Source organism: Flavobacterium sp. UGB4466 (genome assembly GCF_903469665.1).
Taxonomy (GTDB): domain Bacteria; phylum Bacteroidota; class Bacteroidia; order Flavobacteriales; family Flavobacteriaceae; genus Flavobacterium; species Flavobacterium lipolyticum.
In genome coordinates this window covers 1-13812 of sequence record NZ_CAGKLC010000105.1, presented here as the reverse complement: position 1 = coordinate 13812, position 13812 = coordinate 1, and the positions used below count along the sequence as shown (strand labels likewise).

At 33.1% G+C, this 13812-nt stretch carries 10 protein-coding genes; 3 read left to right on the top strand and 7 right to left on the bottom strand.

All coding sequences use genetic code 11. The features are described from left to right. The 4 genes from JO950_RS18600 to JO950_RS18585 all read right to left on the bottom strand — a co-directional run. Positions 1-676, bottom strand: a 676-nt coding sequence (locus JO950_RS18600; RefSeq protein WP_202703979.1) for a hypothetical protein, incomplete at its 3' end; no start/stop codon positions are given. Between the two features lie 9 nt (positions 677-685). Then, positions 686-2365 (bottom strand): hypothetical protein, encoded by a 1680-nt coding sequence (locus JO950_RS18595; RefSeq protein WP_202703978.1) that lies wholly within the window; start codon positions 2363-2365, stop codon positions 686-688. Between the two features lie 120 nt (positions 2366-2485). Then, positions 2486-3979, bottom strand: coding sequence for a GH3 auxin-responsive promoter family protein (locus tag JO950_RS18590; RefSeq protein ID WP_202703977.1), 1494 nt, complete (start codon positions 3977-3979; stop codon positions 2486-2488). 11 nt (positions 3980-3990) lie between these two features. Further along, positions 3991-4491 carry a peptidase gene (locus JO950_RS18585; RefSeq protein ID WP_202703976.1) on the bottom strand — a complete coding sequence of 167 codons (501 nt, stop codon included), beginning with the start codon at positions 4489-4491 and terminating at the stop codon, positions 3991-3993. A gap of 213 nt (positions 4492-4704) precedes the next feature. Here JO950_RS18585 and JO950_RS18580 point away from each other — a divergent pair, with 213 nt between their 5' ends. Together JO950_RS18580 and JO950_RS18575 are read left to right on the top strand one after the other, a co-directional pair. Then, on the top strand, positions 4705-4887 hold the full coding sequence (locus JO950_RS18580) for a twin-arginine translocase TatA/TatE family subunit (RefSeq protein ID WP_202703975.1): 183 nt from the start codon (positions 4705-4707) through the stop codon (positions 4885-4887). Between the two features lie 124 nt (positions 4888-5011). Next, positions 5012-8743, top strand: a complete 3732-nt coding sequence (locus JO950_RS18575) for an HYR domain-containing protein (RefSeq protein WP_202703974.1) — start codon at positions 5012-5014, stop codon at positions 8741-8743. A gap of 109 nt (positions 8744-8852) precedes the next feature. Here JO950_RS18575 and JO950_RS18570 read toward each other — a convergent pair whose 3' ends face one another. Further along, entirely contained in the window at positions 8853-10976 is a 2124-nt protein-coding gene (locus JO950_RS18570) for a Tex family protein (RefSeq protein WP_202703973.1), read from the bottom strand. Between the two features lie 116 nt (positions 10977-11092). Here JO950_RS18570 and JO950_RS18565 point away from each other — a divergent pair, with 116 nt between their 5' ends. Beyond that, on the top strand, positions 11093-11362 hold the full coding sequence (locus JO950_RS18565; RefSeq protein ID WP_202703972.1) for a DUF1294 domain-containing protein: 270 nt from the start codon (positions 11093-11095) through the stop codon (positions 11360-11362). On the opposite strand, the gene JO950_RS18560 is transcribed toward JO950_RS18565, so the two are convergent. Both JO950_RS18560 and rpiB read right to left on the bottom strand, forming a co-directional pair. After that, positions 11345-12487, bottom strand: a complete 1143-nt coding sequence (locus JO950_RS18560; protein WP_202703971.1) for an ATP-binding protein — start codon at positions 12485-12487, stop codon at positions 11345-11347. The two genes, JO950_RS18565 and JO950_RS18560, sit on opposite strands and share 18 nt — an antisense overlap. A gap of 226 nt (positions 12488-12713) precedes the next feature. Further along, positions 12714-13145, bottom strand: coding sequence for a ribose 5-phosphate isomerase B (gene rpiB, locus JO950_RS18555; protein ID WP_202703970.1), 432 nt, complete (start codon positions 13143-13145; stop codon positions 12714-12716). Positions 13146-13812: the final 667 nt, after the last annotated feature.

The window sequence follows — 13812 nt, the reverse complement described above, 5'->3', positions numbered from 1 at the left end:
CTTTCAAAACATGGTCTATCTGAGCAATAATGGTATCATTTTGAGCAATTTGCTGTTCTAAATTCTTGAATCCTATTTTTTGAATCGAACTAAAATATTCCGAATTATTTAAGTATTTTAATAACGGCTCTATAACTTCTTTATCATCTACTAATTCTTTAGAAATAAATGAAATCGTATGAAAAGTATAGTTTTTACTTGTAACGTTGTCTACTAATACTTTATTGATATCACCATCTTCGGCCATTAATTTTATAAGATCAAAATTTTGTTCTTTATCTTCTACAAATTTAAAAGCATCCGAGATTGGTTTAATTTCAATTTTTGAAATTATTTTTGGCTTTGAGATTCCAACAATATTTTTTAAGAAAACAGTATCTCCGGAAGCAATCTTTGCATCAATTAAGTCAATTTTTGCATATAAATAATCTACACTTCCAAAATTTGGTGCAACTATAATTTTATTATCATACGATTCTCGATTGGCATCAAAATACCATCCCGCCAAAAAACCTAACAAAATGAGTACTGCTGCCAAAATCCAGTTTCGAATAAAAAACTGAATAGCCCTAAAAATAGAGGTATCAATTCTCTGAAAAAAATGGTTTACTTTTTTTGAAATTAAGGCTAAGTCAATCTCCTGATCCTCTTGATTTTGGGATACTTTTGTACTCATTTATAAGTTTTATTTTACGTTGAAAATCTGCTCTAAAATTTTAATGGTAATCAAATACGTTGGTTTTACACCGGTTGTACCTAATCCACCTGAAGCTAATGTGCTACCTGTTTCCAATGGGTTATCTGATGCATAATAAGCATAGCGAACTTTAATATCATGTGGCACACTTTTTCTGATTTTTGAAGCAGACTGAATCGCTTTCTGATAATAAGAACCTTCCATTTCAAGACCAATTACACCCCAGGTAGATTCGTGGAAAAATTTCAACAAATCTCTGTTCTGCAATGATGTTCCTAAAACAGTAACCATAGCTCCTTCAAAAACAGCAATATCATTTCCTTCAAACATGGCTCCTGTTAATTCATTTTCAAAGAAATAATTATCCGCAGTTCCTTCATTTATGTGTGCAGTAGGAATCATAATATCTCCTTTTCCACCTTCCAGAATTCCGGCTTTACCCATTATCGAAACCGATTTTACGTTCAATAAGGTATCTTTTTTATACGGTTTCAAAAGTTCATCAATCGTTTCATACGCCTGTTCTCCAAATGCATAATCCATTACAATAATAACCGGTTTTTCTTCTTCTAATTTTGCTTTTGGGAAGGCTGTTTTTCCCCAGTCAATTTTAGCCGTATCAAAAATCTGAACATCTATATTCGTTCCAGAGCTATCCGGCAGCGAAATCATTCCGTTTTTTAACGCCAGCTCTTCTACAACTCCTCTAATTTCTTTGGCACCTGATTTACTTAACTCTTCATAAATATAAAAATCAGACTTCTCCTTGAATTTTGTTTTCAACAACGGTGTTGCAAAAATTGAATTCATCACACTGTGCATATTTGCACTAATCACATGAATTGGACGTTTTAACAGATTGTTTGCCTTAAGAACTTCCTTGATGTTCGTTGCCCAGATTTCACCGTGAATATGGTGCCCTAAACGTTCTCTTAAAACCGGACTAAAAGTAATAGTACGTTTATTATTGTCAATCACTTCTTCAATCGCCAGTTTTCCTAACCAGTAAATAACGTGAAGGAAACGATCTGGAGCATTCTCTGATCCAAAAGCGTCATAAATGTCTAAAACTTCTTCAAAAGTTCTTGCCAGAATATTAGCAACATGCGAAATTGCTTTTTCTTTCTCTATTTGAGAAAGCTTCTTGGTTTGCAATACGGCTTGTTCTAATTTCATCCAATCGCGGGAAACCTCTCCTCCATCATCTAATAAAACTCTGTTTTTAATTTTATGTGATTCGATGAAAATAAAAGTCAAATGCGTTAGAATATCATAAATGTCTGATCGCCCGCGAGTGATTTCAACATTCATTTGCTCCTCATCAATACGATAACAGTTTCTTCTTCTTTTTGGAGGAACAATGGGTTGAAAATGTGATTTAGAATATCCTTCGTCTGAAGTTAAATTAATGAAACGACATTGCTCAATTCCTATCGGAAGACGTTCTATTACGTATAAAAGACCATTAAGTTCTACTTTTTCTTCCCCTATATTTCCGTATATCTCCGGACGTAATGCCAGTAATGATTCACGTAAGCTATCTCCTGAAACTCCCATTGGTTTATAAAAACCACGGTTGAATAAGTGACGCATTGTAATGTACATTTTTTCTATAGCGGCAGACGATTCCTGTGCTCTTGATCTTGATATATGTTTGGTTTCTTTCATGCTTATTTTATTTTAAAATCTTCTTAGGAAGAAGATTTAATTTGTATTCTTCAATCAACGAAAGTAGTGATTAAAACCTATACTTTCATAAAACATCAGTGTTACTAAACTGTTGTTTCATTATATTTTTACTTTTAAATTATCAGCAATATCTCTATTATTTGATAATCTTGGGATTTTATTCTGTCCTCCTAATTTTCCTTGTGACTTCATATAGTCCTGAAATCCGTTTTTGGAAACTTTACTTACCACAACTTTACGCAAAACATTTCCTGTAATCAAATCATCGTAATAAATATTTTGTTTTCGCATCGAACTGTCAATTGCTTCTGCAAAAGCGTCCATATTTTCGGGTTCTGTTTCAAATTCAATCAGCCATTCATGGTACGGTAATCCATTTGAAGGGTTTATTTGAGGGGCAACTGTAAACTCATTAATTACAACCTTGGTTCCTTGCGTGGCTTCTTTCATCGCATTTTCGACCTCGTTTGCAATCACATGTTCTCCAAAAGCTGAAATAAAGTGTTTGATTCGACCCGAAACAATAACTTTGTGTGGAAATAAGGAAGTAAACTGTACTGTATCTCCAATATTATAACGCCAGAGCCCCGCATTTGTCGAAATAATCAAAGCATAGTTAACACCAGTCTCTACTTCTCCAATGGTCAGACTTTTTGGATTTGGTTCAAAAAATTCATCTGCTTTGATAAATTCGTAAAAAATTCCCGAGTTCAGCAACAGCAGCATCCCTTTTTCTTTTTGAGAATCCTGATACGCGAAAAAGCCTTCTGAAGCGGGAAACAGTTCAATACTATCTACCTTTCTTCCCATCAGATTTTCAAACTTGGCACGATACGGCTCGTAATTTACACCTCCGTAAATAAACAATTGAAAGTTTTTAAACAAATCCGTGATTTTCTTACCGCCGCTTTTTTCCTGTAAACGCTCAAAATACATCTGGACCCATGACGGAATTCCCGAAATAATAGTCATATCCTGTTCAATCGTTTCCTCAACAATGGCGTCAATCTTAGTTTCCCAGTCTTCAATACAATTGGTTTCCCAGGATGGCATTCGGTTTTTTTGAAGATATTTTGGTACAAAATGTGCCCCTATGCCTGACAATCTTCCAAATTTGATTCCGTATTTTTCAATTAAAATAGGACTTCCCTGAAGGAAAATCATTTTACCATCAACAAAATCAGCATTTCCAGTTTCATAAATGTAATGCAGAATCGCATTTCTGGATGCTTCAATATGAAAAGGCATTGACTCTTTGGTAAGCGGAATGTATTTGGCTCCGGAAGTTGTCCCGGAAGTTTTAGCAAAATAAAGCGGTTTTCCTTTCCAAAGAATGTTTTTTTCCCCCATTCTCACCTTATCGATGTAGGGCTTTAAATCTTCATAATCCCGAACAGGCACGCGTTTTCTAAAATCATGAACTGTTTTTATCTTATCAAAATGATGATCTTTTCCAAACTGAGTTTCTTTGGCACTGTGTATTAAACTCTTAAATACAACTTGTTGGGTTTCGACCGGTTTATTGGCCCAGGCCTTAGTTTGATAATATATGGTGCTGGCAAATAATTTTGCTGCTACTGACTTAATAGACATTGTTTGAGGTATTAATTCTTGTCACTTTTCTTTTTATTTCGGGATTTTTCACCCGACTCCTTCTCCATTTTGGCTACTTCTTCTCTTAATTTAATTTCTTCTTCCGAAGCTTTCATATCCACCTCCGAAGGCTCAGCTGTTTCTGCTAAAATAGAATCTTTATTGAATTTTGCATATTCCAGTTCTCCTCTTAAAACTTTCTGAATCCCTTTTATATAGGCCTCATTTTTCTTTAAAGCAGTTTCAAGTGAATCTGATTTTATGGCTAATTCTGTCGCATTCTTTTTTAATTCAGAGGAAGAATACCCCGGGATAAACTCGCGCAAAGGTGTAAAAGCAATGATGAAAGTAGTAATTAAAATCAAAAAAATTCCACCCAAAGTAAACGTCACAAAAACGTTCATTAAATTAAGTTTGAACGAAAAAATTTCTTCAAAAGTATCCTCATTCAAAATTACCAATCGGTTCTTAATGAATAAACTTTTCCTGAAATTGAACTTTTTCCTGGTCATTTATGGTTATTTATTACGAGCAAATATAACAATTAATCGTCTAGTTGCTGCGGGACAAAAATGAACGAATACACTTATTTTACTATTTTATAAAATATTTAACGCTGCCTGAAACAAATATTTTAATCTAAAAAGACTTCTTGTTCGTATATTTCTATATACCTTTGCTTAAAATTTAGAAAACAATTTGCTTCGGCATTAAATATAACAATCATGGGAAGATTAGGTCTTACAGAAATCCTTGTAATAGTAGGTATCGTGATATTACTTTTTGGAGGTAAAAAAATTCCGGAATTAATGAAAGGTTTAGGAAGCGGAATTAAAGAATTCAAAAATGCTGCTAAGGACGATCAATCTGCTCCTGCTGCTAAAAAAGAAGAGGAAGAAGTAAAATAATTTACTGCTTTATAAAATTTTAAAATCCCAAGTTACAGTGTAGCTTGGGATTTTTTTGTGATAGCCTTTTCTATATAAGAAAAGTTGTATGTAAATATCCTTATATTTGGAAAAACTATTTTATATGAAAAAACCTTTACTCTTATTACTTTTCTTTTTACAATTCTTAACAATTGATGCCCAAAATTCAATTGATGTTGAACATGAATATGGATCATATCAGGGATTCTCAAATGGCAGTGTTTTATGTACAGCTACACAACCAGACGGAAAAATATTAATAGGGGGTGCCTTTAGCTCCTATAGAGGAGACAATTCTTCTAATAATATAATTCGTTTGAATCCAGACGGTACAAAAGATACAAGTTTTAATATTGGTGCTGGTTTTAGTAACTCGATGTATTCTAATTATATATCTTCAATTATTCTGCAAGATGATGGAAAAATGATTCTGGGAGGTGTTTTTACAAAATTTCAAGGATTCCCACAAAATTATATAATTCGTTTAAATTCAGACGGAAGCAAAGATGCTACATTTAATTGCGGAACTGGTTTTATGGATAATCCAAATGGCATTTCTACCGTACTTGCCATGGTAAAACAAAAAGATGGTAAAATATTAGTTGGAGGAGGATTTTTAGGTTATCAGGGAATCGCTACTAAATATTTGATACGTCTTAATGCTGATGGAACTAAAGATACTTCATTTGATATTGGAACTGGTTTTAATTCTACTGTAAAAACTATAGTTTTACAAAATGATGGAAAAATAATTGTCGGTGGAGAATTTACTCAATTTCAGGGAGTATCTCAAAACCATCTAATTCGTTTGAATACAGATGGAAGTAAAGATGCTTCCTTTAACGTATCTTCAGGATTTGATGATACAGTAAATAGTATTGTATTACAACCTGATGGAAAAATTGTAGCAGGTGGATATTTTATGAGATATGTTAATGATACTCAAAATGGAATAGTACGATTAAATCCTGATGGTTCAAGAGACAAAACTTTTGATATATTGACAGGGTTTGGATTTGCTCCGTCTGTAACGGCTTTAGGTTTACAACCTGATGGTAAAATAATAGTTGGGGGTGCATTTCTTTACTATAAAGGAATTTCTCAAAATCATTTGATTCGTCTAAATTCTAACGGAACCAAAGATACTTCTTTTGATATAGGAACTGGTTATGGAATCGGGCAAACAGATCGTATTAATTTTATTGTTGTGCAGCAAAATGGAAAAATATTTACAGGAGGATATTTTAATGATTACCAAGGTATTACTGTAAATAATATTTTATCTATAAATAGTGATGGAAGCAGAGATACTACTTTTGAAACAGGAGATGGATTTAACAGTACTGTTTATGCAATTGCGCAACAAACCGACGGAAAAACAATAGTTGGTGGTAAATTTACTAATTATCAACAAACTCTTCAAAGTAATCTTATACGTTTTAATACGGACAACTCCATTGACACATCTTTCAATATTGGCTCCGGTTTTTTTTATTCTTATAATGGTACTCAAGGTATCATTAAATCTATAGCTATTCAAACAGATGGAAAAATAATGGTGGGTGGTTACTTTAATGCTTATCAAGGTATTCCTCAAAAAAACTTGATTCGTTTAAATGCTGATGGAAGCAAAGACAACTCTTTTAGCACAGGAAGTGGTTTCATCCGTGCTTATGATGACTCAGACAGTGTTAATTCAATTGTAGTTCAACCTGATGGAAAAATAATTATAGGAAGTGATATAACTGAATATCAAAAGGTTGTTTCTAGATATCTAATTCGTTTAAATACTAATGGAACTGTAGATACCTCCTTCAATATTGGAACTGGATTTGATGCTCCTGTTTTATCTGTAGCTCTGCAAAGTGATGGTAAACTGATTGTTGGTGGTAAATTTAAAAACTACCAAGGGGTTAGCCAAAACTATTTGGTTCGTTTAAATGCTGATGGGAGTAAGGACAGTTCTTTTAATATTGGAACTGGATTTGGTAGCCTTTATACAATAGGCGATGTTCATTCTATCGTTGTACAAACTGATGGTAAAATAATTGTGGGTGGTAAATTTAGTTACTTTCAAGGGGCGAATCAAAATTATATAATTCGTTTAAATGCTGATGGGAGCAAAGACAACTCCTTTAAAATTGGATCTGGATTTGGCAATTCTGTTTTATCTATAGCCTTGCCAAAAGACGGAAAAATAATAGTTGGCGGTAGTTTTTATAGCTACCAAGGATACCAATCTGTACACTTAATTCGTTTAAATGCTGATGGAAGCATAGACACTAGAGCATCAGAATTTAATAGTTCTTCTTCTACTTCTGTTAATTCTATAAATCTGCAATCCGATGGTAAAATAACAATAGGCGGAGATTTTACTGCTTACAGAGGAAATACTAATTCTGCTTCTTTAATTCGACTAAAAGGAACTTACACTCCTACACCACTAACCTCGGAGATTACGCCAACTCACATCACTTGTGCAGGTTCTACAGGTTCTGCTACAATAGCCGTTTATGGAGGAAGAAGCCCATACACCTATCTTTGGTCTAACGGAGAAAAAACATCCAAAATTACTGAGTTGACTGCTGGAGATTATTCATGCACCGTTACAGATGCCGATTTAACAACGGTAACAAAAACCTTCAAAATAAATTTAATCCCAGATTTGGAAAGTCCAACAATTGTAGCTCCTGTAAATATCTCTGTAAATCTAAGTTCCGGATGCACTGCAACTGGAGTTCTTTTAGGAAATCCAATAACTTCCGATAATTGTGCTGTTGATTCGGTTACTAATAATGCGCCAACCGCTTTTTCAATTGGCAATACTACTGTAATATGGACAGTAAAAGACTCCAATAATAATACTGCAACTGCTACACAAATTGTAACGATAAAAGATGTCACTTTGCCAACAATAAAAGCTCCAGCATCAATAACAGTCAATACTAATACAAATTGTACTGCAACAAATGTTTTACTGGGAACACCTGTAACCTCTGATAATTGCACGGTCGCTTCAGTAACTAATAATGCGCCAACTGTTTTTCCGGTTGGGAATACTACCGTAACCTGGACAGTAAAAGATGCAAGCAACAATATCGCAACGGCAACGCAAATTGTAACGGTAAAAGATGTAACGCTTCCAATCATTACTGCACCTTCAAATGTAACCGTAAATACAACTTCAAATTGTACTGCAACAAATGTTTTACTGGGAACACCTGTAACCTCTGATAATTGCACTGTTGCATTGGTAACGAATAATGCGCCCACAGCTTTTCCTATTGGGAATACAATTGTAACATGGACAGTAACAGACGCCAATAACAATACCGCAACAGCAACGCAAATTGTAACAGTAAAAAGTCTTAATTTGACCGTTACAAATAATAACGGAATCCTATCAGTTGCTGAAACTGGCGCTATTTACAAATGGTTAATTTGTGATAATGGTAATTATACCGTTATTTCAAATGAAACAAATTCTACATTTAAGCCAATAAAAAATGGCAGTTATGCTGTCGAAATAACCAAAAATGGCTGTACCTCAACAAGTACTTGTACAGAAGTTAGAACACTTGGAACAGAAGATTTTGAAACTCAGACATCTTTGAAATTATATCCAAATCCAGCCAAAGATTTTGTTACAATTGAATTGAATTCATCAAATAACAATTATTTAAAAATTTTCACTCTTAATGGTCAAGTCATTCTTTCTAAAGAATTGAAAACGTTATCTACCACTGTAAATATTTCGCATTTAGCAGCTGGAGTTTATATGTTTGAAATTTCGAATGAAATTGGAAAATCAGTCAAAAAAGTAATCAAAAAATAATTGTTAAAATGCATAAAAAAGTCCCGAAATTTCGGGACTTTTTTAATTTTTATGATACCTCCTTAATTTGAATCCCATCTTGAAATTTAGAATTTCTTTATTGGATTTTTTACAAAACCATCGTCAACTGAATTCTCTTCCTGTCTTCATCAACTTCGGTAACCTTAACCTCAACATGCTGATGTAGTTTTACTACTTCGTTTACATCACTCACAAATCCTGCTTTTAGCTGAGAAATGTGAACCAAGCCACTTTCTTTAATTCCAATATCAACAAAACAGCCAAAGTTGGTTATGTTATTCACAATTCCAGGTAAAATCATTCCGGTTTTCAAATCTTTTATCGATTTTACATTGGCATCAAACTCAAAAACCTTAGCCGACTTTCTCGGGTCTAATCCAGGCTTTTCAAGCTCTTTTATGATATCTTTTAAAGTTAATAACCCAATTTGAGGAGTAATATAATTTTCGGCCTTAATAAGGGCTGTTTTCTCTTTATTAGCAATTAATTCATTTACCGAAAGTTTTAGATCTTTTGCCATCTTTTCAACAACTGGATATGCTTCCGGGTGTACAGCCGAATTATCCAGCGGATTTTTAGCATTTGTAATTCTAATAAAAGCCGCACCCTGCTGATAAGCCTTATCTCCTAAACGAGGCACTTTTTTCAGTTGTTTTCTGTCCTCAAAAGGACCATTTTCGGAACGATACTGAACGATATTTTCAGCCAGCTTCTCTCCTATTCCACTCACATAACTCAATAAATGTTTACTCGCCGTGTTGATATTGATTCCAACCGAGTTTACGCAACGAATTACCGTATTGTCTAATTCTTCTTTTAATTTCGTCTGATCCACATCGTGTTGATATTGTCCAACTCCAATTGCTTTTGGATCAATCTTTACCAATTCGGCCAGCGGATCTGAAAGTCGTCTTCCAATAGAAACCGATCCACGAACCGTAACGTCATAATTTGGAAATTCTTCCCTCGCAATTTTTGATGCTGAATATACCGACGCTCCTGCTTCAGAAACAATAAAAACCTGTAACGGTTTGTCGAACGCTATTTTTTTAATGAAAAACTCTGTTTCACGCGATGCAGTTCCATTTCCAATAGAAATAGCATCAATCTGATACGCATTTACCATAGAACGTATCTTCTTGATTGCCATGGTTTCCTCATTTTGAGGCGCATGAGGATAAATCGTTTCATTATACAACAGATCTCCTTTTTCGTCCAAACAAACCACTTTACAGCCGCTTCTAAATCCGGGATCTATAGCCAAAATACGTTTTTCACCCAAAGGCGGCGCTAATAATAACTGTCCTAAATTGTTTGCAAAAACCTGGATTGAATTAGCATCTGCTTTTGCTTTTGCCTCCTGTAAAGTCTCATTTCCAATAGCAGGATTTAGCAGTCGTTTGTAACTGTCTTCAATCGCTAACTGTAAATGTGCGGTGGTACTGTTTTGTTTTTTAATGATGATTTCATCAATAATATCATAAGCTTCATCTAAATCGACATCCACTTTCATTTTTACAAAACCTTCATTTTCAGCACGAAGCATTGCTAATAAACGATGTGAAGGCGCTTTTGTCAATGGCTCTTCCCACTCAAAATACTGACTGAACTTTTGAGCCCCTTCTTCTTCACTCTTCTTTTTTACAACTTTAGTTGCTATCACTGCTTTGCGTTGATACAATCTTCGCAATTGTTTACGAACATAAATATTTTCGTTTATCCATTCTGCAATAATATCTCGTGCACCCTGCATGGCAGCTTCTTCATTAATCACATTTTCGTTCAGGTATTGTGTTGAAATAAAATCAACATCAACATCATTCTCTGACATAATGATTTTTGCCAATGGCTCTAAACCAAATTCACGGGCAACATCTGCTTTTGTTTTTTTCTTCTTTTTAAAAGGCAAATAAAAATCTTCTATCTCCTGTAAATCAAAACTTTGTTCAATTTTCTGTTTCAGTTCCGGCGTAAGCGATTTTTGTTCTTCAATAGATTTCAAAACCGCTTCTTTGCGTTTTACAATCGTTTCATATTCCTTTTGAAGTTTCGCAATTTGCTCAATTTGAACTTCGTCCAGATTTCCGGTTGTATCTTTTCGGTAACGGGAAATAAACGGAACTGTACAATCTTCCTCTAGTAATTTTACCGTGTTTTGAATGTTAATTGCTGCTGTTGGAACAGACTTGGCAATAAATTGAATATTAGTCATACTTTATAATGAAATAATTTCTGGATTAGAAAATGAGATAATCTGTCTTTCAAAATCGACATTAGATTAATCAATCACTCCGCTAAAATAATATCTTTGTTTTTAATTTTTAGCCAATGGAAGTTTTATTAACGTATTTTTTAGTTGTAAATATCACCGTTTTTATTCTCGCGGGATATGATAAATATCAAGCCCGGAAAAACAAACGAAGAATCCCGGAAAACACCTTGTTTTTTCTGGAAGCCATTGGCGGCACAGTTGGATTGTTCTTAGCCATGTTATTCTTTAGACATAAAACGAGTAAATCTTCTTTTATTATAAAATTCTCGTTTATTTTTTTCATTCAGATTGTATTGGTTTATCTAAAATTAACTAATAAAATCTAAATAATTACTCTTGTTAATCACTTCAAAAGCAGCATCAGGATACGCTTTTGCAAAAGCTGTTGGAATTTTTACTTTTTTACTTTCACTCCATTTAAATTCAAATCCCTCCAGCTTTTCTCCTTTTTCTTCTAACCAATCTAATTCTTGCTGGTCATAAGTTCTCCAGAAATAATTTTTGGTTTTAATTTTAAGATATTGCTGTTTTTTAATTCGTTCATAAGCTAAATAGTTCTCCCATAAACCACCAACATCATTTCTTAGAGCTAGAGTATTAAAATTGTTAATAACAGCATTTCGAATACCATTATCATAAAAATACCAACGACTTGACTTTACAATTTCTTTGCGTAAATTTCTGCTAAATCCTTCTACTTTAAAAAGAACAAACACTTTAGAAAGTAAATCTAAATAATTCGCAACCGTATTTTTTGACAACTGTAACTGATTAGCCAATTCTTGTATAGAAACTTCTTTACCAACCTGATAAGCAACCAAACGAAGTAAATCATAAATTTTATCAGCATGTTTAATCCCTTCAAAAACTAAAATATCTTTCAATAAATATGAGTTGATAATTTCAAAAAGATAGTCCTTTTTATCCTCCCAGTTATCATATTGAATCAATTCTGGATAACCACCAAAAAGTAATCTTTCTTCTAAATTTTCACGAATTTGTTTATAGTTTTCCCTTTCAGAGAATTCTATTTGCGCTAATGGAAATAAGTAAATTGTATTTTTTCTTCCTACCAGAGGTTCGCCTAACTTATTACTTAAATCAAACATTGAAGATCCTGTAGTTATAATTTTAATTCCTTCAATTGTATCCACAATCAATTTAAGAATCATTCCAATTTCCGGAACATTTTGTGCTTCATCAATAACCAGTAAATCAATACCCGACAATAATCTTTTATAATTATTAACAGAACGTTCTTTTAATAAAGCTACATCATTAATATCTTCTCCATTAAGCTGCAAATAAGTATCAGATGAAATTTCTTCCAAATAACTTTTGATCAACTCTGTCTTGCCAACACGACGGGCTCCAAGCAAAATTAAAACCTTATTAGGTAGTACCTTTTTCTTAAACTCGTTCACAAGCGCTCTTTTTAAATACGTTTTCATTCTAATTGACTTATAATTAGGATACAAATATAAAAAAAACATTAATTCAGTCAGTTAATTGACTAAATTAATGTAAATTCAGTTAGTAAGTTTACCTAATTAACGTAAATTCAGTCAGTAAATTAAATATATAACTATGTAATCAACAAAAAGCCGGATGGATTTTAAAAATCCACCCGGCTTATATATTTAGTATTGGTGCGAAGCACCGAATTTTTTTGGCTTTTTACTGACAAGCAATTTTATTCACTCTGTTTTGATGTCTTCCGCCTTCAAATTCAGTTGTTAAAAAGGTTTCAACAATCTCAACTGCCTGAGGAATAGAGGTAAAACGAGCCGGAATACTTACAATATTAGCATCGTTGTGTAAACGTGTTAAATAAGCAATTTCTTTAGTCCAGCATAAACCAGCTCTCACTTTTGGATGTTTGTTAGCCGTCATTGCAATTCCGTTTCCGCTGCCGCAGATTACAATTCCAAAATCAGCTTTACCTTCAGATACATCACTTGCAACCGGGTGGCCAAAATCAGGATAATCTACAGAAGCCTCTGTATCAGTCCCATAATTGGTTACTTCATATCCTTTTGACTGCAGCATTGCAACAATTGCTTTTTTGTAATCCGGTCCTGCGTGGTCATTTCCTATCGAAATTTTCATTTTTTCTATACTATTAAGTTGTGTGGTACAAATTTACTCAATTAATAAATGTTTGCCACGAATTACATCAATTTTCACGAATTTCTTTTTTCTGCTCACTTATAAACATTCCATAAATCATCTCAATTATAATTGATACACATTCGTAAAATCAGTCAAAAAAACAAATTTTGTAACTATCATACTATCAAAATCTTAACAGTTATTAACATTATTAACAACTCTGTAACTATCTCATTACCAATAAAGAATAATCATAATATTTGTTAAAATTTTGAAGTGTTAATAGCAATTCGTAATTCGTTGATATTCAATTAACTTTAAGTTAACATTATTTGTTAATAAGTTAGAATAGAAAATAAGAAGTTTTTTTTGGTTGTGTCGAAAAAAAACCTAATCCAAAACGCAAATGAAATAACCTAATAAAGTTTGAGGAATTTTTGGAAAAGTTATCAATATCAAAAATGCCATTTTCAACAAATATCAACATATGAACTTATCTACAAAATGAATCTATTTCAGGTTGTCAACCGTTGTTAATTAAAATACAAAAACTCTTAGAAATTAATCCTTTAACAAAATATAAGTATGTTGATAACTCAAGATAACTAAGAGAAACTTCATTTCAATGCTTTTAAAAATAAATTTATAGCACATATTAACAAGC